Raw genomic sequence first — 22,574 nt, 5'->3', positions numbered from 1 at the left:
CGGCACCGGCGCGTTGCGCGATTGCCGGCATCGCGGAAGCGCACTCACTCGACGATATCGCGTGGCGCGGTCCCGCGCGGCTCAATCGCCGCCCGGTTCGGCCAGTGTCACCCGCACCCGCAATCCGGGCGCGTTGTCGAGCAAGACGATGTGGCCACCATGGCGATACAGGATCGCCCGCACCAGGCTCATGCCCAGGCCGGTGCCGGGCGAGCCGCGATGGGCTTCCAGGCGCTGGAAACGGTCGAATACGCGCTCGCGGTCGGCCGCCGGAATGCCCGGGCCGTGGTCGTCGATCTGCAGCGCGATCGCGCCGCGTTCGCGCTGTACGCTCAAGCGCACTTCGGTGTCGGCCGGCGCGTACTTGACCGCGTTGTCGAGCAGATTCACCAGCATCTGGAACAACTGGTCGGCGTCGCCGCGCACCGCGGCCTCGCCCGGTTCGGGCAGCGCAGTGGTCAGGGCGATGCCGCGTTCGGCGGCGATCGGGGTGTACAGCTCGGCCGCGTCGCGGGCCAGATCGGACAGGTCCAACACCGGCTCGTCGTGCACCGGCGGCTGCGCCTCGATCCGCGCCAAGCGCAACAAGGCGCCGAAGGAATGCAGCAATTGGTCGGTTTCGCCGATCGCCGCGTCGAGTTGCACGCCGGCCTCGGCGCCTTGTTCGCGCCGGCGCAACTCTTCCAGGCGATTGCGCAAGCGCGTCAGCGGCGTGCGCAGGTCGTGGGCGATGTGATCGGTGGCGTGGCGCACCCCGCCGAGCAATTCCTCGATGCGGTCGAGCATGGCGTTGAAGCGGCGCGCGAGCCGGTCGAACGCGTCGTCGCTGCCGTCCAAGCGCGCGCGCAATCCCAACTCGCCGCCGCCGACGCGTTCGGCGGTGCCGTCCAGATGGCGCAGCCGGTGCGAGACCCAGCGCGAGGTCATCCAACCGATCAGCGCACCCAGGCTCGCCGCGACCAGCAGCGCCGCCAACGCGGTACGCAGCATCAGCGACAGGAATCGGTCCTGGCTGCGGGTACGCGTGCCGGTCAACAACGTCGTGCCGTCGGGCAGCTTCTGCAATTGCGCGACCACGCGCAGATCGCCGTCGTCGCCGTGTTCGGTGAACTCGATCCAGCGCGCGCCGCGGCGGTGGATCGGCAAGGCGGTGTTGCCGGCGACGAGGCGGCCGTCGGGCGCGGTCAGTGCGTAGACCGCATCGGGGTCTTCGTCCGAATTGATCCGATCGCGCAGTTCGCCGAGCAAGGCGGCGCGACCGTCGTCCTGGTACATCTCCACCAATCCGGCCGCGTCCACCCGCACCAGTTCGCGCGCGTCCTGGGTCAGCATCGCCGACACCGCGTAATGCACGCCGAAACCCAGCAGCACGAAGGCGAGCAGGAACGAGCCGGTCACCGCCAGCGCCAGCCGCGCGCTGGTCGAACCCGGCATCAGGCGCACGCGGTGGCTCCGCCCGGATGCGATGAGGCGGCGCTCATGCGCCCAACCGGTAACCGGCGCCGCGCACGGTGTGCAGCAGCGGCCGCGGATAGCCTTGATCGATCTTCTGGCGCAGGCGGCTGATGTGCACGTCGATGACGTTGGTCTGCGGATCGAAGTGATAGTCCCACACCGCTTCCAGCAGCATGGTGCGGGTGACCACGCGTTCGGCCTGGCGCATCAGGTATTCGAGCAGGCGGAATTCGCGCGGCTGCAGCTCGATGCGCTTGTCGCCGCGGCGGGCCTCGCGGCTGAGCAGATCCAGTTCCAAATCGGCCACGCGCAAGCGGGTGGGTTCGCTGCCGCCGGCGCTGCCGCGGCGCAGGATGCTGTCCAGGCGCGCCGACAACTCGGCGTAGGCGAAGGGCTTGACCAGATAGTCGTCGGCGCCGGCGCGCAGCCCTTCGACGCGGTGGTCGACCTCGCCCAGCGCGGTCAGCAGCAGCACCGGCGTGCGGTTGCCGACGCCGCGCAGGGTTTGCAGCAGGGTCAGGCCGTCCAGCGCCGGCAGCATGCGATCGAGCACGATCGCGTCCACGCTTTCGGTGGTGGCTAAAAACAGGCCGTCCTTGCCGTTGTCGGCGTGATCGACGGTATGGCCGTCTTCGCGCAGGCCTTTGGCGATGAAAGCAGCGGTGTGGGGATCGTCTTCGACCAGCAGGACGCGCATGCCGACTCCGGATCGCGACGGTGCATGAAAAGGATGGCGACAGAGTAACGCGAGGCAGGGTTCGGAATGGGTCAAGACCCAGTTTCCGCAGCCATACGACCGCTCCCGGCCTTGGCTCCCGACCAATACCGAATCCCGAATCCCCAATCCCCAATCCCGCTAAAAAAGATACCCCGCCGGCTCACGCCGGCGGGGTATCACACCCACGCCGACGATGCGTGGGGCTCGGGGGGAGCAGGCTCGCGAAGGATCAGTTCGATGCCGGCGCCGCAACCGGAGCCGCGGCGGCCTTGGCGGCCTTGGCCTGCTTGGCCTTGTGATGCTTGTGCTTGACGGTCTTGGCGGCCGGCGCGGCGTTGGAGGCGGTGGTGGCCGGCGCGGCGGCGAAGGCGGAACCGGCGAACGCGGTGAGAGCGACGGCGATCAGGGCGTTGCGGACGTTCATGTGTGGCTCCTGAGAAACGATTGGGTGGGAGGTCTGGCCGGTGGGGTGGGCCCCATCGCGGAGTCAGATTGCTCCCGCCGCCCTGCTCCGGGCCTTTCCGCGGGATGAACTTTTTTTAATGTGCGCGGGCCGGCGGCCGTATGCGCCGCCAGGCCGGGCGCTGGCGCGTGGAGCGGCCTGAAGATCGTGCTGGCGCGGGCGATCGCGGCATCGCGACGGATTCGCCCCATAACCGTTGAAACGCAATTAAACGGTGAGATAGGATCGGATGGCCCATCCCGTCTCCGGACCTTGCCGCCGGAAGGAACGCCCATGATCTGCCGCATCTGGCATGGCCGCACCCGCGCCGAGAGCGCCGACGCTTACGCCGCTTTCCTGCAACGCCGCGCCGTCCCCGACTACGCGCGCGTACCGGGCAATCTGCGGGTACAGATCCTGCGTCGCGACGACGGCGAGGTGACTCACTTCCTGACCGTCACCCATTGGGCATCGGAAGCGGCGATTCGCGACTTCGCGGGCGAAGACCTGTTGAAGGCGAAGTACTACGACGAAGACGCCGACTTTCTGCTCGAACTCGAGGAACGGGTGCGGCATTACGAGGTGCTGTAGTCGCGTCGCGGTCGGTTTGGCGCGGTCGCGGCTCGCACCGCTCCTACAAGGGATTCATCCCGATGCGATGCGGCCGGATCGCTCGGTGCAGGAGCTGCGCAAGGTGCGAGCGCGACATCCGCACAACGGCGCAGGCACAAGCAAGCGGCGTCGCTTCATCGTCGTGGTCGCGGCTCGCGCCGCTCCTGCAGGCAGGATCGGGTCAGAGCCCGCGCGCGGCCTCGGCCACCGCGCGGAACAACGCGCGGCCCTTGTTCATCGTCTCTTCCCATTCCTTCTGCGGATCGGAGTCGTAGACGATGCCGGCGCCGGCCTGCACGTGCAGGCGACCGTCCTGGATCACCGCGGTGCGGATCGCGATGGCGGTGTCGGCATCGCCATGCCAGCCGATGTAGCCGACCGCGCCGGAATACACGTTGCGCTTGACCGGTTCGAGTTCGCGGATCACTTCCAAGGCGCGGATCTTCGGCGCGCCGCTCACCGTGCCGGCGGGGAAGGTCGCGCGCAGCACGTCGGCGTAGCTCATGTCGGGCTTCAGCCGTCCGGTGACTTCGCTGACGATGTGCATGACGTGGCTGTAGCGTTCGATGCCGAACTGTTCGCCGACTTCGACCGTGCCCGGCAACGACACGCGGCCGACGTCGTTGCGGCCCAGGTCGATCAGCATCAGATGCTCGGCGCGCTCCTTCGGATCGGCGAGCAATTCGGCTTCCAGCGCGTTGTCTTCATCCGGCGTCTTGCCGCGCGGACGGGTGCCGGCGATCGGGCGCACGGTAACTTCGCCGTCTTGCAAGCGCACCAGAATTTCCGGCGAGGAGCCGACCACCTGGGTGCCGCCGACATCGAGGAAATACATGTACGGCGAGGGATTCAACGCGCGCAGCGCGCGGTACACATCGACCGGACGCGCCTTGAACGGCACGCTGAGCCGCTGCGACAACACCACCTGGAAGATGTCGCCGGCGCGGATCAGTTCCTTGGATTTCTCGACCGCGTCGATGAAGCCTTCGCGGGTGAAACCGGAGACGAAATCGCCTTCTTCCAGACCGGCCGGTTCGAGCGTTTCCGGATAGCTGGCGCCGCCGATGCGCAGGCGGTGCACCAGCTGATCCAGGCGCCGGTTGGCGCGTGCGTAGGCCTGCGGCTCGCGCGGATCGGCGTGCACGATCAGGTACAGCCGGCCCTTGAGGTTGTCGAATACCGCGATTTCCTCGCTCTGCATCAGCAGGATGTCGGGCGTGCCGAGTTCATCGGGCTTGTGACTGCCGTCGGGCTGCGGGCCGGCCAGGCGCGGCTCGATGTACTGGATGCACTCGAAACCGAACCAGCCGACCAGCCCGCCGGTGAAACCCGGCAGGCCGTCGATCTTGGGTACCTTGTACTCGGTGCGCAGGCGCTCGACTTCGGCGAAGGGATCTTCGACCACGCGGCTGTCGATCAGCTCGCCGTGCTCGCTGACGAACAAGGTGTGGCCGGCGAAGGCGTACACGCGCTGCGCGGGCAGACCGATGATCGAGTAGCGGCCGAAGCGTTCTCCGCCTTCGACCGATTCGAACAGATAGGTATGCGGGCCGTCGGCGAGCTTGAGATAGACCGACAGCGGCGTGTCCAGATCGGACAGCACTTCGCGGACGACGGGGATGCGGGTGTAGCCGTTAGCGGCCTGTTGCTGGAAGAGTTCGTGCGAAATCACGCGGCGGTTCCTTCATGGGCGAGTGGGCAGGAGCGACGATGGCCGACGGCCACCATCGCCAACCCACGTCGGCGCAAAAGGAATGCGGGTTCGCCCAGGCTTTCATGGCGCCAACTGTAACTGCTTCGCGGCCGCGGCGCGACGGGTCAGGCGGCCGTTCCGGCCGCGGCGCGGCGGCGATCGCAGCCGCGCCGTCGGTCAGCAACGGGCAGCCTTGCGGCAGATGCATACGCACCCGCGCGGCGACGCAGTCGATGCGGAAGTGCCGCGCGCGCACCGGCTCGCCGTCCAGGTTGAGGGTCAGTTCCTGCGGCGATTCGATCTCGACCCAGCGCAGTTGCGCGCGCGTGGCGACCCGGTCGAGCGCGGCGTGCTTGCCTTCGGTGAGCAAGGTCGCCACGGTCCTGCCGACTTCGCCGGACAGCTCCGGAACCACGGTGACATCGAGCAGACCGTCGTCGATCAAGGCGTCCGGGCACAGCGCCTGGCCGCCGCCGGCCTGCTTGCCGTTGCCGATCCCCAGGGCGATGAAATCGCCTTCCCATTCGAAACCCTCGCCGCGCAGGCGCGCGCGGATCGGGTCGATCTTGCCCAGTTTGGAAATGCCGGTGACCAGGTACGCCAGTCCACCCAGCATCTTTTTCAGACCCGCATCGGTCTCGATGGTGACCTGGGTCCCGAAACCGCCGCTGGCCAGATTGGCGGCCCAATGCAGGCCGTCGGGCGCCTGCAAACGGATCAGATCGATCGGGCGCGCCGGCTGGCGCTCCACCAGGTCCAGAGCCTGCGCCGGATCGATCGGAATCAACGCCGCGCTGGCGAAATCGTTGGCCGTGCCCAACGGCACCAGCCCCAGCGAAGGCAGCACGTCGGCGGCTTCATCGCGATGGGCCAGGGTGGTCGCCACTTCGCTGAGCGTGCCGTCGCCGCCGGCGGCGACGATGGTGTCCACGCCGTCAGCGATGGCTTCGGCGACGTAGCGCTCGGCGTCGCCGCCTTCCCAGGTCACCCGCACGTCCAACTGCACACCGCGATCGCGCACGGCCGCGATCGCCTCGCGCAAGGCCTCGTCGCCGGCGGATTTGCCGTTGAGAATCAAACGCCAGCGGGCTGAGGACATGGGTCGGCGATCCGGTCGGCTATACAGGGCCCGCGAGGCTAACAGCGTCGCTGTCGGCGCAGGTGAAAGTACCAATGCGCAAAGTCTGTCACACGCATGTCATCGCTGATCCGGAGTATGAGAGTCCATATCAGGGACGACGGGCGGAGGCTGGATTGCCTCCAAATATTCCGGAACGCGGGCCGCAAGGTCCGCGTTCTTTTTGTTTGCACGGTGGTGCGATCGGATGCGGCGCGACTTGTGGATTCGCGGTCGCGGCTTGCGCCGCTCCTACAGCTAGCCCAGGTAGGAGCGGCGCAAGCCGCGACCACGAAACAACACAGGCCGGCGCGCCCATCTACGCCGATACCGCCCCGACTCAGCGCAAAACGCTGTCGGCCAACACCACGCCATCCTCGTCCGCGCACAGCCAATCGCCGGGACGGATGATCAGGCCGCCGAATTCGACCGCCACCTCGCGCAAACCCTGTCCGAGCTTGTCGGTCTTGCGCGGACAGGTGCCCAGCGCCTTGACTCCCAACTCCATCGCCCCGATCGCGCCGCTGTCGCGGATCGCGCCGAATACCACCACGCCGGCCCAGCCGTTCTCGACCGCCTTGGCCGCGAGCAGATCGCCGAGCATCGCCCGCCGCATCGAACCGCCGCCGTCGATCACCAGCACCCGGCCGTTGCCGGCCTCGGCGACGGCATCGCGCACCAGCGAGTTGTCTTCGTAGGCTTTGATCGTGCTGACCGTTCCGTCGAAGGCGATGCGGCCGCCGTAATCGCGCAGCGGCAGTTCGAGTATCCGCACGCGGTCTTCGTGGAGATCGCACAAGTCGCAGGTGTTCATGGCAGTGCTCCGGCGGCTGGGAGTGAACAGACGATGCCATGAGCGGGGCAAGAGCAAAAGCGAATCCCCCCCTAGCCCCCTTTTCAGAGGGAACAGATCGCCACGGATCGACAAGCGCTTGGCTTCGCAGTGCGCCAGCCCGCTGCTCCGACTGCGTTCGGCAAGCATTGCTTTACCGTCCTATCCCGTCCCTTTGGATAGGGGGATCAAGGGGGATCTGCTCTAAAGCAGCGCTTACTTACGAACCCCCGCCACCGCATCCTTCATCCGCGCGATCACGTCGGCATAGCCATGCTGCTCGGCGCCGGGCGCATTGAAGATCGCCGACCCAGCCACGAAGGTGTCGGCCCCAGCCGCCGCGATTTCGGCGATGTTGTCGGCCTTGACCCCGCCGTCGATCTCCAGCCGGATCGCGCGGCCGCTGTTGTCGATGCGCTCGCGCACGCGGCGCAGCTTGTCCAACGCCGAGGGAATGAAGCTCTGGCCGCCGAAACCGGGGTTGACCGACATCAGCAACACCAGATCCAGGTCTTCGAGCACCCAGTCCAGCACTTCGATCGGCGTGGCCGGATTGAGCACCAGCCCGGCGCCGCACCCGTGCGACTTGATCAGTTGGACGGTGCGGTGCACGTGCAGGCTGGCTTCGGGGTGGAAGCTGATGGTGCTGGCGCCGGCCTTGGCGAAGTCCGGCACGATGCGGTCGACCGGATCGACCATCAGATGCACGTCGATCGGCGCGGTCACACCGTGCTTGCGCAGCGCTTCGCAGACCAGCGGGCCGATGGTCAGGTTGGGCACGTAATGGTTGTCCATCACGTCGAAGTGGACCCAGTCGGCGCCGGCCTTGAGCACGTTGTCGACCTCTTCGCCGAGTTTGGCGAAATTAGCCGAGAGGATCGACGGGGCGATGACGGTGGATTGCAGGGACATGAGGGCGCGCCGGACAGGACAGGCCGCCATTGTCGCCTCCGCCCGGCGAGGGGCCAAGCGCGGCGAGCCGGTGCCGATCCGGCTGACCCGGCCCAGCGACCCCGCGCGCCCTTCTCTCGCTTGCGGGAGAAGGTGGCCCGCAGAGCCCGGCCCCCGCCAAGGCGGGGGGCCGGATGATGGCCGCTCAGCCGCGCTTGCGCAGGGTCTTGATCCGGTCGTAGGCGCGGTTGATCGCGCGCGCCTTTTCCTCGGCCTGCTGGCGGATATCGGGCGCGGCGTTGGCGACCCGGTCGGGGTGGTACTGAGAGATCAGCCGGCGATAAGCCTGTTCGACCTCGGCGTCGGTGGCGTCCAGGGTCAGGCCCAGCACCGCGTAGGGGTTGTCGCCGCGCAACTTGAACCAGTCGGTGTCGAAGGCGTGGCCGATCAACAGGCCGACGATCGCGCCCAGAAAGGGGTTGCCGCGCATCAGCGCTGCGCCGGCGAAGAATCCCAGCAATTTGCCGTACCAGCGCTTCATGGGGCTGCCTGCCGTCCCGGTTCCGGGCCGTCGCGGCCCGCCGGCGGCCATCTTAACCGGCCCCGCCTCGGTGCCGGCGCGCCGGGACGGCGCGGGGGACTGCACACCGGGCCCAAGCGGCGTACACTGCCCGGCCCCCTCGCGCAAGCGCGCGCGAGCCGGACGGCTCCGGCAGTCGGCTTCAGACCCGCGCAACGCCATGGGGGCTTACGCACCGCCTTCAGGGGTCCCCACGTTGACGACCACACTGCTGCAATCCGAACTGCCCGGCCTGCCCTTGCGCCACCGCGGCAAGGTCCGGGATGTCTTCGATCTGCCCGCCGACCGCCTGCCTGCGGGCGCCGCTCCCGGCGGCGACTGCCTGCTGATGGTCGCCACCGACCGACTCAGCGCCTTCGACGTGGTCCTGCCCGACCCGATTCCGGGCAAGGGCGAAATGCTGTGCCAGATCAGCAATTTCTGGTTCGGCAAGACCGCGCACATCATTCCCAACCATCTGACCGGCATCGACGTCGCCGCGGTGCTGCCGCAAGGCGTGGACATCGCGCTCTACGCCAAGCGCGCGGTGGTGACCAAACGGCTCAAGCCGGTGGCGATCGAATGCATCGCGCGCGGCTACGTGATCGGCAGCGGCTGGAAGGACTACCAGCGCACCGGCCGGGTCAGCGGCATCGCCCTGCCCAGCGGCCTGCGCCAGGCCGAGCAACTGGCCGAGCCGATCTTCACCCCCTCGACCAAGGCCGCGGTGGGCGATCACGACGAGAACATCGACTTCGACACCGCCGTGCGCACCATCGGCGCCGAGTTGGCCGAGGCCGTGCGCGACGCGACCTTGCGCCTGTACCGCTTCGCCGCGGATTTCGCCGCGCAGCGCGGCATCCTGCTGGCCGACACCAAGTTCGAGTTCGGCACCGATGCCAACGGCCGTCTGTACGTGATGGACGAGATGCTCACGCCCGACTCCTCGCGTTACTGGCCGGCCGACGAGTACCAGGTCGGCACCAGCCCGCCGAGCTACGACAAGCAGTTCGTGCGCGACTATCTGGAAACGCTGGACTGGGACAAGACCGCACCGGGCCCGAACCTGCCGGCCGAGGTGATCGAACGCACTCGGGCCAAGTACGCCGAGGCGTTGCAGAAGTTGGCCGGGATTTCGGTGGATTGATCGCGCGAGGCGAGGAAACTGCCGCTGCATCGGGGAGGGCCGCGAAAGCGGCCCTTTTCGTTTTTTGAGACAAGAGCAAATTCCCCTGCCTCCTTTTTCAAAGGGACCGATGGGACGGTAAAGCAACGCTTGCGCGCCCCGGTCGAAGCAACGGGCCAGCGCACTGTGAAGCCAAGCGCTTATCGATGCGCGGCGATCGGTTCCCTTTGAAAAAGGGCCGGGGGGATTTGCTTTGGCTTTGCTGCTTTTGCGCTTTTGTCCCCACCCCCGCCGCACCGCAACTGTCGCCCGCTTTACAGACCCCGGCCCCCACGATGCGCAACACTGGCCGCGAGGCGCCATCCCGCGCCGCCTTCGCCGCCCGCCGCCATGCGCGCTACCCTGCCCGATTCCCCTCTCGAAAATCGGCGCACGCATGAACATGGGCTACCTCTACCTCGCCATCGCCATCGTCGCCGAGGTCGTCGGCACCAGCGCACTCAAGGCGTCCGAAGGCTTCACCAAGATCGGCCCGACGCTGGTCGTCGCGGTCGGTTACGGCGTGGCGTTCTACTTCCTGTCACTGGTGCTCAAGACCGTGCCGGTCGGAGTCGCCTACGCGCTCTGGTCCGGGGTCGGCATCCTCCTGATCGCCGTGATCGGCTGGCTGTTCATGAAGCAGACCCTGGACGCGGGCGCCATCGCCGGTATCGCTCTGATCGTCGCCGGCGTGGCGGTGATCCAGCTATTCTCCAAATCTGCGGCACACTGACCTTGCCGCTCGCAGGCCCCTCAGCACGCGCCCCGAGGGCGGCGCGCCAGCCACCACGCGGGCGTCGCGCCCGCCTTGCATTCCCGGGAGCCGAACATGAGCACCGTCGCGCACGAAACCTCGCAAGACCGTCCGATCGACCGCTGGTTCGCCAGCTACTCCGGCGATCACCGCAACGACACCAATCAGCTGATCCACGTCTTCGCCGTGCCGGCGATCCTGTGGAGCGTGATCGCGCTGCTGTGGTGCATCCCCGCGCCGGGCACCTGGTTTCAGGCCGGGATCTGGGCGGGCGTGGCGATGTTCGCGGCGATGCTGTTCTACTACCGCGCCTCGCGCAAACTCGGCCTGGGGATGCTGGTGCAGTTCGCGGTGTTCACCCTGCTGACCCAGTGGATCGCGCGATCGTTCGGCTTGAACGTGCTGCTGTGGCTGGCGATCGGCGTGTTCGTTGTCGCCTGGATCGCGCAGTTCATCGGCCACAAGATCGAAGGCAAGAAACCGAGCTTTCTGACCGATCTGACCTATCTGCTGATCGGGCCGGCGTGGGTGCTGTCCAAGCTGTATCGCAAGCTGGGCTGGTCGTACTGAGCCGCGCCGCGGCGTACGAACCAGTCGCCCACGCCTCCCGCTCGTCCGTCAGAGCTCGCCGCCGCTGGAACCTATCGCGAGATCCACGTACCGCTTCAGCATCCATGCCACCAGCGCGCCCTCGGCCCAGGCCAGCAGCACCGCCGGCAACGCCGCCCGCAACGCGCGCGACCACGCCAGCTTGACGCCGTCAGGGCCAGGCAGATACAGCCGCACGCCCAGGGACAACGCCAGCCACGACAGCGGCGGCATCGTCGCCACGAAGCCGGGCCCGCTGCCCAGCGCCGTGCCGCTCGCCGCGATCAATACGATCTGTATCCCGATCAACCACACGATCAGCGCGAACACGATAGACCACAGCACCGCGCCGAACGCCGGACGCGCGCCGACCGCTGCGGCAACCCTCGCGCGCAGCAGCAACACCCCCGGCGCGAGCAGCAGCACCATCGCCGCCGTCACGGCAAGCCAACTCAGTTTGCCGACCGCAAACCGCAACGCTTCGTCCACAATAAGCTCCCACCGCGCCATTCGCGCCCGCCCGCAAGGCGGCCACGATAGCCCACACGACAGGCCAGCGACACCGCCATGCCCGCCCGCGATCTGGCCCTGCTGATGCTCGTCGTCCTCTCGTGGGCGCTCAATTTCCTGACCTCGGCGCTGGCGCTGCGCGAAGTTCCGCCGTTCCTGTTCACTGCCCTGCGCTTCGGCCTGCTCGCGGTGCCGCTGGTGTTCTTTCTCAAACCGCCCGCCCCAGGCCAGTGGCCGCGCCTGATCGCGGTGTGCCTGTGCATCGGCGTGCTGCATTTCGGCCTGAGCTTCAGCGCGCTCAAGGCCGCCGGCGATCTGTCCTCGCCTGCGATCGTGCTGCAAAGCTATGTGCCGATGACCGCGCTGCTGGCCTGGTGGCTGCTCGGCGAACGTTTCGCCTGGCGCACCGGGGTGGCCATCGCGATCAGCTTCGGCGGCGTGCTGGTGCTCGGCTTCGACCCGTTGGTGCTCGACAAGCCGCTGGCGATGGTGCTGATGCTGGTGTCGGCGGCGTTTCTGGCGCTGGGCACGGTGTTGATGAAGGGCTTGCGCGGCTTGGACATGTTCAGTCAGCAGGGCTGGACGGCGCTGATCTCGGTGCCGCCGCTGTTGGCGGTCAGTGTGCTGCTGGAGCCCGGCGGCGTGGCCGCGTTGCCGACGGTCGGCGCGGTCGCCTGGATCGGCGTGGTCTACGCCGCATTCGTATCCTCGCTGCTGGGACACGGCTTGTTCTATGTGCTGGTGCAGCGCCATCCGGTCGCGCAGGTGACGCCGTGGCTGTTGCTGGTGCCGGTGTTCGCGATCGCGCTGGGAATCGCGTTCTGGGGCGACCGTCCCGGCCCCAGTCTGTGGGTCGGCGGGGCGATGGTGCTCGGTGGTGTGCTGATGATCGCGCTGCGCAATCTGGCCAAGGCCCGCGCGGCGCGCTGAGCCCGCGGGTTACTCGCGCGGAGTTTCGAACATCTCCGCGCTCGGCCGGAAGCTGCGCGGCGCATACCCGAAATCGCGGCGCGCCGGTTCGGCGTCGAAGGTCATGTCGGTGCGCATGCGCCGCACCGCCGCCTCGCCCAGGCCGGTCGCGCGGCCGGCCGCCTGCGCGGCCAGCAGGGCGAGGTTGAACAACGGCGAGGGCAACTCGATCAGCTTCACCGGCGGCCGCAGACAGGCCAGCGTGCGCGCGACCATGTCGCGATAGCTCAAAGTTTCGCCGCCGGGCACGGCGTAGACGTTGCCGAAACTGGCCGGCGCGGTCAGCGCGGCGAACGCGGCGGCGGCCAGATCGTCCACATGCACCGGCTGGCGCAAACCGTTGGCGCCGCGCGGCAACGGGAAATAGCGCAGGCGCTTGGCCAGTTGCGCGATCCGCGTCAGGGTCGCGTCGCGGCCGGCGCCGTAGATCAAGGTAGGCCGCAGCACGGTCGCCGCGTCGCTGCGCGGTTGCGCGGCGGCGAACAGGGCGGCTTCGCCTTCGCGCAGTTCTCCCGCCACCCGCCGCTCCTCGGCATCGGCCGAGCCGCGCTTGGTCTCGGCGCTGGTCGAGCCGAACGCGATCACCCGTGTGGCTTCGATGCCGGAGGTCTCGTACCAGCGGGCGAACTTCAGCAACGGGCCGCAGCTGAAGATCGCATCGACCCGACGCGGCAATTCCGGCATGCGCTCCAGATCGCCCTGCAACCAGTGCAGGCCGGGACGGTCGTGCTGCGGGTGGCGCGAGATCGCGGTGACCCGCCAGCCGGCCTGGTACAAACGCTGCAACAACGGCAGCCCGATCTGGCCGCTGCCGCCGAACACCAAAGCATGTTTCATGCACTCAATCCTGGGCGCCGCGCACCGGCAGAACCGCGCGCAACCAAACGAAGCCGATCACCGCCGACAGCAGCGAGGCGCCAAGAATACCCAGAACCGCTTCCTCGTAAAGCAACGGATCCTGATACGCCAACGAGGCGATGAACAGGCTCATGGTGAAACCGATGCCGCACATCAGCCCCAGGCCGACCATCGCGCGCAGGTCCATGCCGTTGGGGAAGCGCGCCCAGCCCAGCGCGCGCATCAGCATCGCGGCGCCGACGATGCCGACCGGCTTGCCCACCACCAGGCCGAGCACGATGCCCATCGGCAAGGCCGCGGTCGCATCCTCCAGCTTGACCCCGCCCAGCGACAGCCCGGCGTTGACGAAGGCGAACAACGGCAGGATCGCGTAGGCCACCCACGGGTGCAGCGCGTGCTCGAGCGTCTCCAGCGGCGAATGCTCTTTCTCGTCGTCGATGTTGTTGCGCTTGTCGACGTGCGGAATCATCAGACCGGTGGCGACGCCGGCCAAGGTGGCGTGGACGCCGGACTTGAGCACGCACACCCACAGCACCAGGCCCAAGGCCAGATACGGCCCGAGCGATTTCACTCCGCGCCGGTTGAGCACCCACATCGCCGCCAGCGCCACTGCGGCCCAGATCAGCGCGGTCACCGACAAGCCGTGCGAATAGAAGAAGGCGATGATCAGGATCGCCATCAGATCGTCGACCACCGCGATGGTCGACAGCAGCAGTTTCATCGCCACCGGCACGCGCGATCCCAACAGCGCCAGCACGCCGAGCGCGAAGGCGATGTCGGTCGCCGTCGGCACGGCCCAGCCGCGCATCGATGCGCCGTCGCCGCGGTTGAGCGCATAGAAGAACAGCGCCGGCACGATCACGCCGGCGGCGGCGCACAACATCGGCAAGATCAGTTGCGAACGCTCGGCCAGTTGTCCGCTGAGCGCTTCGCGCTTGATCTCCAGCGCGACCACCAGGAAGAAGATCGCCATCAGCCCGTCGTTGATCCACAGCAGCAGCGGCTTGCTGATATCGAGTGCGCCAAAGCGCACCTGCAGCGGAATCTCGCGGAAGGCCTCGTACGCGGCTTGCAGCGGCGAATTGGCCGCGATCAGCGCCAGCACCGCGGCGGCGATCAGGACGATGCCGCCGGCGGCCTCGAGGCGGAAGAATTCGCTGAGTGCGCGCAGCGCGCGACGCGTCAAGCGCGGCGTGTGGGTGATTTCGCTCATCCGCGCATTATAGACGCGGGCCATGCATGGGATTTGTGGATGCGCGGGCTACCCTTCTCCCGCTTTACCGGAGAAGGTGCCCGTAGGGCGGATGAGGGTGCGCGGGAGTCGACTGACGACGCGCGCCCTCACCCCAGCCCTCTGCCGCAAGCGGGAGAGGGAGACAGGAGAGGGAGACAAGCGTCTGCGCAATGAAATTCGCGACTCGAACCCGCACTCAGTGATGCAGCATCACCAGTTCGAACGCGACCCAGGCCACCAGCGCCACCAGCAGAATCCCGCCCTCGCGCTTGCTCACCCGCAGGTCGCCGCGCAGCATCGGATACAGCATCAGCGCGAACACCGCCGCGGCCGGCAATTCGAAACGCACGAACGATTCCGGCAACGGTACGGTATGCAGCGCGGCCATGCCGCCGAGCACGATCAGCAGATTGAACAGGCTCGATCCGATCACGTGACCGACCACGATATCGCCCTGCCCGCGCCGCGCCGCCGCGATGGCCGCGGCCGCCTCGGGCAGCGCAGTGCCGATCGCCACCGGCAACAGGCCGGTCAGCAGCGGCGACAGTCCCAGGCCGGCGCCGATGATCGCCGCATTGGGCGAACCGAAGCCGCCGGCCGCGGCCGGCGCGGCCACGCCGATACTCCACAGGCCGTTGCCGCCGACGATCAGATAGGCGCCCAGGTGCAGCAACACCGCGGCGATGAGGATGCGCGCCAGATTCAGGCCCAGGTGCGTCTGGGTTTGCGCGAACGCGGCGATCGCATCCTGCAGCTCGGGCGCCTCGCGGCGGGTGCGCGCGATCGCGAAGGCGACCACCGCGACGAAGACCACGATCATGCCCAGGCCCTCGGCCCGGCTCAGCGCACCGTCCAGGCCCAGACCGATGACCGCCAGCGTGCCCAGCAGCAAGACCAGCAACAGCGGCGCCAGCGCGCGCCAACGCACCACCAGCGGCGCAGCCAGCGCCGCCAGGCCCAAGGTCAGGCCGAAATTGACCACGTTGCTACCGACCGCGTTGCCCAAGGCCAGCGCCTGCTGACCGCGCACCACCGCCTGCAGATTGACCGCGAGCTCCGGCAGCGAGGTGCCGAAGGCCACCAGCACCAGCCCGGCCGCGAACGGCGAGGCGCCGCAGCGCTGGGCGAGCCCGGAGGCGCCTTTGACGATCGAGTCGCCGCCCAGGGCCAACACGAACAGGCCCAATACGAACAAGCCGACGGCTTCGAACATGGCGCTCACCCCTTGTGTTCAGTGGCCCGGCGGAAGCGGGCGCGGTGCTCTGATCCTGGATTCTATCGCCCAACCCGGCCGCGGACTTCGCCCCTCAGCCGCAACCTTCCACGTAGTCGACCTGCGGCGGCACGCCCACGCGCCAGGCGACCACTTTGCCCGTGGCGTCGGTTTCGAACACCAGCACGCCGCTGCCGCCGCCGTTGTCGGCCACGCGCAGGTACTTGGCGCCCTGCACGTATTTGTGGCCCTGTTCTTCGACCCGGCCGGCATACAGTTTGCGGATCTCGTCGGCGCTCATGCCGCGCTTGCCGCCGCCGGGCGCGGTTTCCTTGTCGTTGCCGACATCCAGCCGGACCAGCTTGCCGGCTTCGAACATGAAGCCGAACGCGCGCGGCTCGGTGACCCAGATCGGGCGCAGGTAATAGCAACCGCCGTCGGTCGCGGCCTGGCCCTTGAGTTCGCCGCCCCAGGCTTTCTTGGCGTCCTCGGCGGTCATGCCGAAGCGCATGTCGCCGTAACCGTCGAAGCGCGCCAGCGTGGTGTCGGCGGCGGGTGGCGGATTGGAGACCGGCGCGGTGGCCGGCGGCACGTTCTCGGCAGGCTGGTCGGTGATCGGCGCGGGATTGATCGTGGGCGCGGCGTCGGCCGCCGGCGCGCTCTGGGCCGGCGCGGCCTCGCGCTGGCAGGCGCTCAATCCCAGGCTCAACAGCAAGACGGTCAAGGCCGCGGCGCGGATCGGGGCGAACATCGTCGGCGCGTGTTTCATCGGCGGAACTCCGGCGCGCGGGGCGCGGTTCGGGTGGCTGAGGCAGCCTAGCGTTTTCGCGTGAATACGGCGAGAAGCGGCCGCCTGGGCCACCCGCTGTCGAATTGTCCGCCGACGACGCCGTTCGAGCGCACTCGCCCGGCTGATATCTTGTGTGGAGGGCCAGAGCTCCGACGCTATGCGAGCACCCGCGCCACGCCGAAGTCTTTTGTGGAAGGGGCTTCAGCCCCGACGCTGTGCGAGCACCCGCGCCACACCGAAGTCTTTTGTGGGAGGGGCTTCAGCCCCGATGCTGTGCGAGCACCCGCGCCACGCCGAAGTCTTTTGTGGGAGGGGCTTCAGCCCCGACGCTGTGCGAGCAGCGATCGCAAAGCTCGATGCGCCCGGACCGAACAGCGTCGGGGCTGAAGCCCCTCCCACAAAAGACCTCTCACAATCGCGGACGCACAAACGCGCAAACGCGCAAACGCAAACGCGCGGCCTGAGCCGCGCGTTTTGCGAGTTCCCGCGCGATTCAGTCCGCCCGGTTCGGATCGAAATGTTTGCGCAATCCCGCCCAGCACGCCTGGTAATCGCGCTGGCGATGACCGGCGTCGAAGGCCTGCGCGGCCGGGCGTATCACCGCGCGGGTCTCGAACATGAAGGCCATGGTGTCGGTGATGACGTGCGGCTTGGACAGATCCGCGTGCGAGGCTTTTTCGAAGGTCTCCGCATCCGGGCCGTGGCCGGTCATCGAGTTGTGCAACGAAGCGCCGCCCGGAGCGAAGCCGCCGGCCTTGGCATCGTACACGCCGTGCACCAGGCCCATGAACTCGCTGGCGATGTTGCGATGGAACCACGGCGGGCGGAAGGTGTGCTGCGCCACCAGCCAACGCGGCGGGAAGATCACGAAGTCGATGTTGGCGGTGCCCGGCGTGTCGCTGGGCGAGGTCAGCACAGTGAAGATCGACGGATCGGGATGGTCGAAACTGATCGAGCCGATGGTGTTGAAGCGGCGCAGATCGTATTTGTACGGCGCGTAGTTGCCGTGCCACGCCACCACGTCCAGCGGCGAGTGGCCGATGTCGGCGCGCCATAGATGGCCCTGGAACTTGCCGATCAGTTCGAACTCGCCGTCGACGTCCTCATAGGCCGCCTGCGGGGTCAGGAAGTCGCGCGGATTGGCCAGGCCGTTGGCGCCGATCGGACCCAGGTCGGGCAGGCGCAGCGCAGCGCCGAAGTTCTCGCATACGTAGCCGCGCGAAGCGCCGTCGAGCAGTTCGACCCGGAACCGCACGCCGCGCGGAATCACCGCCACTTCGAACGGCTCCAGCTCGATCGCGCCGAACTCGGTGCCGATCAACAACCGGCCCTGTTGCGGCACGATCAACAGCTCGCCGTCGGCGTCGTAGAAGAAACGCCCGTCCATCGAGCGATTGGCCGCGTACAAGTGCACGCCGCAGCCGTGCTGGCCCGCGGCGGTGCCGTTGCCGGCCATCGTGTACAGACCGTCGACGAAATCGACCGGCGCCTCCGGCATCGGCAGCGGATCCCAACGCAGTTGATCGGGCGAAACCGGGCCGTCGCCGAAGTCGTTGTGGAAACGCGGCTGATCGTAGAGCGCGAACGCGCCGTGCATCGCCGCCGGGCGGATGCGGTACAGCCAACTGCGGCGGTTTTCCTTGCGCGGCGCGGTGAACGCGGTGCCGCTGAGTTGTTCGGCGTACAGACCGAAGGCCACGCGTTGCGGCGAGTTCTGCCCTTCCGGCAGCGCGCCGACCACGGCTTCGCTGGCCAGTTCGTTGCCGAAGCCGCTCATATAGCCGCGCGGACGCTGGCGCAGGCTGTCGGTGCTGGGCATCGGGATGACGTTGTCGATGTCGTTGGCTGCGGTGCTCATACGGGCTCGCTGGGCTGTTGAGTGCCGCGGCATCGGCGGCGGCGCGACGCCGTCGGTCGACGGCGCAATCTTGAATCTTCGCGGCCACGGCGCCGACACCGGAACACCGGCGCGGCACCGTCGCCGGCCATCACATGATCGGGCGGTGCCCCAACGAGCGCTGGGTCGACGATTCGATCGAAAGCGCCAGCTCGCCCGCCAGTTCCAGCACCCGCGCGGTGTCCTTGCGCCAGACCAGCAAGGCGTTCAACTGGTCGCTGAAACTGTCGTCGAGCAAGAGCAATCGGTAACCGCCGCCGTCCTTTCCGCGTTCGGCCAGAAGCGGGTCCAGCCAGGCGAAATACTCGTCCGGCAGGTACCAGCGCCCGTTCTCATGACGCGGAAAATCCGCCAGCGGTTCGGCGAAGAAGTCGCTGATCTGCTCGTGCACCTCGTCGACCTTGTCGCCCACGGCGAGGTGGTCGACGAGTTTGAACACCAGCGCGTTCTGGATCAGCTCCTCCGGCGAGGGATCCTCCATCCAGTCCAGATCGGGATCGTCCGCCGCGCCTTCGATCACGGCCACCAGCGACGCCAGTTCCTCCGGACCGAGTTCCCGGCAGGTCAACAGATCGACGAGTTCCTTGAGCATGGCCGCGGCCTTGTGATGAGCAGCGCTTATAGTACGCCGCGCTGCATCTGGTCGCGTTCGATGCTCTCGAACAGGGCCTGGAAATTGCCCTCGCCGAAACCTTCGTTGCCCTTGCGCTGGATGATCTCGAAGAAGATCGGACCGATCGCGTTCTTGGTGAAGATCTGCAACAGCTTGCGCTGGTGGGTTTCCGGGTCGGCGTCGATCAGTATCTTGTTCTTGGCCAAGCGCGCGACGTCCTCGCCATGATTGGGCACGCGCATGTCGATCACGTCGAAATAGGTGTCCGGCGTATCCAGGAACTCGATGTTCTGCGCGCGCATCGCCTCGACGGTCTCGTAGATGTTGTCGGTGAAGCAGGCGATGTGCTGAATGCCCTCGCCCTTGTAGGCGTCCAGGTATTCGTTGATCTGGCTCTTGGGGTCGTTGGACTCGTTGAGCGGAATGCGCACCACGCCGTCCGGCGCGGTCATCGCCTTGGACACCAGGCCGGTCTTGACGCCCTTGATGTCGAAGTAGCGGATCTCGCGGAAGTTGAACAAACGCTCGTAGTAATCCGACCACTTCTGCATGTTGCCGAAGTACAGGTTGTGGGTCAGGTGGTCGATGAAGGTCAGGCCGAACCCGGCCGGGTTCTGGTCCGCGCCCGGGATCGGCTCGTAGTCGGCGTAGGCATTGCCCTTCTCGCCGTACTGGTCGACCAGATACAGCATGCAGTCGCCGATACCCTTGACCACCGGTGCGTCGATCGCGCGGGTGTCGGCGTGTTCGCTCACCGCTTCGCCGCCGTTGGCGAGCACGGCCTGGAAGACCTCCTTGGCCGGCTTCTTGAAGCGGATCGCGAAGCCCGCCGCGCAGGGGCCGTGGGCATCGGCGAAAGCCGAGGCGAAGCTGCCGGGGGTTTCGTTGACCAGGAAATTCACCCCGCCCTGGCGATAGACCGTGATCGGCCGCGACTTGTGCCGCAGCATGGCGGTGAAGCCCAGGCGGCGGAAATAATCGTGGAGCAGCTCGCCTTTGCCGGCCGGGGCGGCGAATTCGACGAACTCGAAGCCGTCGATGCCGAGCGGATTTTCGAAGGTAGTGACCTGCATGCCGAGGTTGGGCTGTGCATTCATGGCATTGTTCTCGGGTGGCGGCCGGGTCCGCTACGGACGGCCTCAGGGAAAGGGACGTTATAGTTTCACATGAAACCATAAGCAAGGCACAGTGCAGCATGAATCGACCTACCTCACAGTCCGGCCCGACCGGCGCAGACCCTTCCGATCCTGAACAGGCCGGCCGCGGCCCGGTCGCGCCCCCGCTGCGTGCCAGCGCGCCCCGGCACGCCGAACTGGGTCACGCCGAATTGGATCTGGACCACTTCCTGCCCTATCGCCTGTCGGTGCTGTCGAACCGGGTCAGCGGCGCGATCGCGCGGGTGTATTCCGAGCGTTATGCGCTCAGCGTGACCGAATGGCGGGTGATGGCCGTGCTCGGCCGCTTCCCGGGGCTGTCAGCCAACGAGGTGGCCCAGCGCACGGCGATGGACAAAGTCGCCGTCAGCCGCGCGGTCGCGCGCCTGACCGAAGCCGGCCGCCTGGAACGCGACACCCACGACGACGACCGCCGCCGCTCGGTGCTGCAGCTCTCGCCGGACGGCTACAAGATCTACGACGAAGTCGCGCCGATGGCGTTGGCCTTCGAGCAGCGTCTGCTGGTGGACATCGAGCCGGCCGAACGCGAGGCGCTGTTCCGCTTGCTCGATCGGCTCGACGAGTTGGAGATGCAGGCCGAAGCGGAGATGGCGGCGGACAAGCGCTGATCGCGGCGGCGGCGATCGCACGGCCGCCGCGCGAGATGCGCATGGACGGCTACTTTCGCCGCCCTTTCGAGATCGCCCATACGATCACGCCGACCAATGTGGCCACGCCGGCCAGCAATCCCAGCAAGATGATCCAGTGAAACACGCTGATGCTGCTCATCGCGATCGTCCTCCCGTCACCAAAACCGAAACGAAAAACGGCAGCCTGGGCTGCCGTTTTTCGTAGTGCTTGCGATCAAATCCGCGGACCGGTCACTTCACGCCGTGCATCAGCTTCTGCACCAGAGGCGCGATCAGGAACAACAGCAAGCCCGCACCGACCAGCACCAGGAAGCCGAAACCGTAACCGGTCAGCGCGGTCGAGGTGTCCATGCCCTTCTCGCCGCTGACCACGCCGGCGAAGATGCCCGACAGGTTGTTGCCGATGCCGGTGGACAAGAACCAACCGCCCATGCCGAAACCGACCAGACGCACCGGCGCCAGCTTGGTCACCATCGACAGACCGATCGGCGACAGGCACAGCTCGCCGATCGACTGGATCACGTAGACCATGAACAACGACCAGAACGGAATCTTGCCCGGCGCGGCGGCGAACGGCGAATCCGGCGACACCGCCGGCGCCCACTTCAGCCACGAAGGCAGGCTGTCCACACCGAAGGCCGGAATCACCAGCGGGGTCAGCACCACCACCAGCAGCAAGAACGCCAGGCCGTTGTAGATCAGGCCCAGGCCGAACTTGCGCGGAATCGAGGGATTGGCGTGGCGCATCCTCACCCAGATCAAGGCCACGATCGGCGCCAGGGCGATGATCGCCAGCGAGTTGACCGACTGGAACCAGGCGTTGGGGAACACGAAGCTTTCGCTGAACTGACGATCGACGATCTTGTCGGCGAGGAAGGTGAAGGAACTGCCCGCCTGCTCGAAGAACATCCAGAACAGGATGTTGAAGGTGAAGATGATCAACATCGCGATGACCATGTCGCGCTGCTTGGAACCTTCGCGGAAGCCTTCCCACAGCAACAGGCCGCACAGGCACAGGAACATCGCCAGCAAGACCCACTGCAGGGTGGTCGCGCCCAGCGCGAGCAGGAAATACACCACCGGAATCGCGACCACCGCGCCGAGGAACACGTACAGCACCTTCTGCTTGCCGGCGCTGTCGACCGGCGGACGGCCGATGCCCTCGAGTTGGCGGCGGCCGAACCAGAACCAGAACAGGCTGATCAGCATGCCCACGCCGGAGGCCAGGAACACCATCTTGTAGGCCGGCATCACCGAGGTGCCGAACACCTGTTCGGCCAGCAGGCCTGTCAGGATCGGCGAGATGAAGCCGCCGCAGTTGATGCCCATGTAGAAAATGGTGAAGCCCGAGTCGCGACGTTCGTCGCCGGCTGCGTAGAGCTTGCCGACCATGGTCGAGATGTTCGGCTTGAACAGGCCGTTGCCGACCACGATGGTGGCCAGGCCGATCTTGAAGATCTGTTCGCTGGGGATCGCGATCAGGAACAGGCCGGTGGCCATGATCGCCGCGCCGAGCAGGATCGAACGCTGATAACCGAGGATGCGGTCGGCGACATAACCGCCGAAGATCGCCGCGGCGTACACCAGCGCCAGGTACGCGCCGTAGACGCGATTGGCCGGCGCTTCGCCGGCCGAATCGCCGCCGTGGAATTGGGCGACGATATAGAGCACCAACGCCCAGCGGATGCCGTAGAACGCGAAGCGCTCCCAGAACTCGGTCATGAACAGCATCCACAACGGCCGGGGATGGCCGAGTCGCTGCTTGAAGTCCGGGATGGGCGCCTGGCCCAGGGTGGGTGTCGCGGCTCCGCTCATGCGGTGTCCCCTGTCGTGTGGAAACTGAATGAAAATCCCACGCCG

At 67.2% G+C, this 22,574-nt stretch carries 22 protein-coding genes and 1 pseudogene; 6 read left to right on the top strand and 17 right to left on the bottom strand.

The genetic code is table 11. From position 1 onward, the window contains the following. Positions 1–81: 81 nt before the first annotated feature. The 3 genes from ACTOWJ_RS20700 to ACTOWJ_RS20690 all read right to left on the bottom strand — a co-directional run bounded on the left by ACTOWJ_RS20700 (position 82) and on the right by ACTOWJ_RS20690 (position 2,597). Positions 82–1,434, bottom strand: coding sequence for an ATP-binding protein (locus tag ACTOWJ_RS20700; protein WP_441336598.1), 1,353 nt, complete (start codon positions 1,432–1,434; stop codon positions 82–84). A 43-nt stretch (positions 1,435–1,477) separates the two neighbouring features. Beyond that, entirely contained in the window at positions 1,478–2,152 is a 675-nt protein-coding gene (locus ACTOWJ_RS20695) for a winged helix-turn-helix domain-containing protein (protein WP_441336502.1), read from the bottom strand. Positions 2,153–2,402: 250 nt separating this feature from the next. Then, positions 2,403–2,597 (bottom strand): hypothetical protein, encoded by a 195-nt coding sequence (locus tag ACTOWJ_RS20690; protein ID WP_441336501.1) that lies wholly within the window; start codon positions 2,595–2,597, stop codon positions 2,403–2,405. Between the two features lie 312 nt (positions 2,598–2,909). Here ACTOWJ_RS20690 and ACTOWJ_RS20685 point away from each other — a divergent pair, with 312 nt between their 5' ends. After that, a complete protein-coding gene (locus ACTOWJ_RS20685) occupies positions 2,910–3,206 on the top strand; it encodes an antibiotic biosynthesis monooxygenase family protein (protein ID WP_441336500.1) in 297 nt (98 codons plus the stop codon). A 202-nt stretch (positions 3,207–3,408) separates the two neighbouring features. Here the strand turns inward: ACTOWJ_RS20685 and trpE are convergent, their stop codons facing one another. From trpE to ACTOWJ_RS20660, 5 genes and pseudogenes are all read right to left on the bottom strand, one after another. Then, positions 3,409–4,899 (bottom strand): anthranilate synthase component I, encoded by a 1,491-nt coding sequence (trpE, locus tag ACTOWJ_RS20680; protein WP_441336499.1) that lies wholly within the window; start codon positions 4,897–4,899, stop codon positions 3,409–3,411. A 199-nt stretch (positions 4,900–5,098) separates the two neighbouring features. Continuing rightward, positions 5,099–6,019, bottom strand: a pseudogene (gene yegS / locus ACTOWJ_RS20675) (lipid kinase YegS); the annotation flags it as partial. Positions 6,020–6,377: 358 nt separating this feature from the next. Continuing rightward, positions 6,378–6,851 carry a ribonuclease E activity regulator RraA gene (gene rraA, locus ACTOWJ_RS20670; protein ID WP_441336498.1) on the bottom strand — a complete coding sequence of 158 codons (474 nt, stop codon included), beginning with the start codon at positions 6,849–6,851 and terminating at the stop codon, positions 6,378–6,380. A gap of 234 nt (positions 6,852–7,085) precedes the next feature. Beyond that, the gene (gene rpe, locus ACTOWJ_RS20665) at positions 7,086–7,781 is read right to left on the bottom strand and encodes a ribulose-phosphate 3-epimerase (RefSeq protein ID WP_441336497.1); all 696 of its coding nucleotides are present in this window, start codon (positions 7,779–7,781) and stop codon (positions 7,086–7,088) included. A 184-nt stretch (positions 7,782–7,965) separates the two neighbouring features. Then, the gene (locus tag ACTOWJ_RS20660; protein ID WP_441336496.1) at positions 7,966–8,301 is read right to left on the bottom strand and encodes a DnaJ domain-containing protein; all 336 of its coding nucleotides are present in this window, start codon (positions 8,299–8,301) and stop codon (positions 7,966–7,968) included. A 235-nt stretch (positions 8,302–8,536) separates the two neighbouring features. Here ACTOWJ_RS20660 and ACTOWJ_RS20655 point away from each other — a divergent pair, with 235 nt between their 5' ends. The 3 genes from ACTOWJ_RS20655 to ACTOWJ_RS20645 all read left to right on the top strand — a co-directional run bounded on the left by ACTOWJ_RS20655 (position 8,537) and on the right by ACTOWJ_RS20645 (position 10,808). After that, a complete protein-coding gene (locus ACTOWJ_RS20655; RefSeq protein ID WP_441336495.1) occupies positions 8,537–9,466 on the top strand; it encodes a phosphoribosylaminoimidazolesuccinocarboxamide synthase in 930 nt (309 codons plus the stop codon). A gap of 421 nt (positions 9,467–9,887) precedes the next feature. Beyond that, positions 9,888–10,217, top strand: a complete 330-nt coding sequence (locus ACTOWJ_RS20650) for a DMT family transporter (protein ID WP_441336597.1) — start codon at positions 9,888–9,890, stop codon at positions 10,215–10,217. 96 nt (positions 10,218–10,313) lie between these two features. Then, entirely contained in the window at positions 10,314–10,808 is a 495-nt protein-coding gene (locus ACTOWJ_RS20645; RefSeq protein ID WP_441336494.1) for an Mpo1 family 2-hydroxy fatty acid dioxygenase, read from the top strand. A gap of 48 nt (positions 10,809–10,856) precedes the next feature. On the opposite strand, the gene ACTOWJ_RS20640 is transcribed toward ACTOWJ_RS20645, so the two are convergent. Then, entirely contained in the window at positions 10,857–11,315 is a 459-nt protein-coding gene (locus ACTOWJ_RS20640; RefSeq protein ID WP_441336493.1) for a hypothetical protein, read from the bottom strand. A gap of 78 nt (positions 11,316–11,393) precedes the next feature. On the opposite strand from ACTOWJ_RS20640, the gene ACTOWJ_RS20635 reads away from it, so the two are divergent. Beyond that, on the top strand, positions 11,394–12,266 hold the full coding sequence (locus ACTOWJ_RS20635; protein ID WP_441336492.1) for a DMT family transporter: 873 nt from the start codon (positions 11,394–11,396) through the stop codon (positions 12,264–12,266). A 9-nt stretch (positions 12,267–12,275) separates the two neighbouring features. Here the strand turns inward: ACTOWJ_RS20635 and ACTOWJ_RS20630 are convergent, their stop codons facing one another. The 7 genes from ACTOWJ_RS20630 to hppD form a co-directional block, all read right to left on the bottom strand. Continuing rightward, on the bottom strand, positions 12,276–13,142 hold the full coding sequence (locus tag ACTOWJ_RS20630) for an NAD-dependent epimerase/dehydratase family protein (protein WP_441336491.1): 867 nt from the start codon (positions 13,140–13,142) through the stop codon (positions 12,276–12,278). Between the two features lie 4 nt (positions 13,143–13,146). Continuing rightward, the gene (nhaA, locus tag ACTOWJ_RS20625; protein ID WP_441336490.1) at positions 13,147–14,400 is read right to left on the bottom strand and encodes a Na+/H+ antiporter NhaA; all 1,254 of its coding nucleotides are present in this window, start codon (positions 14,398–14,400) and stop codon (positions 13,147–13,149) included. A gap of 193 nt (positions 14,401–14,593) precedes the next feature. Beyond that, a complete protein-coding gene (locus ACTOWJ_RS20620) occupies positions 14,594–15,610 on the bottom strand; it encodes a sodium:calcium antiporter (RefSeq protein ID WP_441336489.1) in 1,017 nt (338 codons plus the stop codon). Between the two features lie 94 nt (positions 15,611–15,704). Next, complete coding sequence (locus ACTOWJ_RS20615) at positions 15,705–16,361, bottom strand: lectin (protein ID WP_441336596.1); 657 nt, start codon at positions 16,359–16,361, stop codon at positions 15,705–15,707. A 532-nt stretch (positions 16,362–16,893) separates the two neighbouring features. Then, entirely contained in the window at positions 16,894–18,177 is a 1,284-nt protein-coding gene (gene hmgA / locus ACTOWJ_RS20610) for a homogentisate 1,2-dioxygenase (RefSeq protein WP_441336595.1), read from the bottom strand. Positions 18,178–18,388: 211 nt separating this feature from the next. Beyond that, positions 18,389–18,889, bottom strand: coding sequence for a hypothetical protein (locus tag ACTOWJ_RS20605; protein ID WP_441336488.1), 501 nt, complete (start codon positions 18,887–18,889; stop codon positions 18,389–18,391). Positions 18,890–18,915: 26 nt separating this feature from the next. Continuing rightward, positions 18,916–20,007: a 4-hydroxyphenylpyruvate dioxygenase gene (gene hppD / locus ACTOWJ_RS20600; protein WP_441336487.1), complete on the bottom strand. Its 1,092-nt coding sequence runs from the start codon at positions 20,005–20,007 to the stop codon at positions 18,916–18,918. 98 nt (positions 20,008–20,105) lie between these two features. Between hppD and ACTOWJ_RS20595 the strand changes: the two genes are divergently transcribed. Then, positions 20,106–20,693 carry a MarR family winged helix-turn-helix transcriptional regulator gene (locus ACTOWJ_RS20595; RefSeq protein ID WP_441336486.1) on the top strand — a complete coding sequence of 196 codons (588 nt, stop codon included), beginning with the start codon at positions 20,106–20,108 and terminating at the stop codon, positions 20,691–20,693. Positions 20,694–20,945: 252 nt separating this feature from the next. On the opposite strand, the gene ACTOWJ_RS20590 is transcribed toward ACTOWJ_RS20595, so the two are convergent. After that, positions 20,946–22,529: a peptide MFS transporter gene (locus ACTOWJ_RS20590; RefSeq protein ID WP_441336485.1), complete on the bottom strand. Its 1,584-nt coding sequence runs from the start codon at positions 22,527–22,529 to the stop codon at positions 20,946–20,948. Between the last annotated feature and the right edge of the window lie 45 nt (positions 22,530–22,574).

The organism is Lysobacter sp. CA199 (assembly GCF_052078715.1).
In the GTDB taxonomy this organism is placed as follows: Bacteria; Pseudomonadota; Gammaproteobacteria; order Xanthomonadales; family Xanthomonadaceae; genus Lysobacter.
This window is presented reverse-complemented; position numbering and strand designations above follow the sequence as displayed.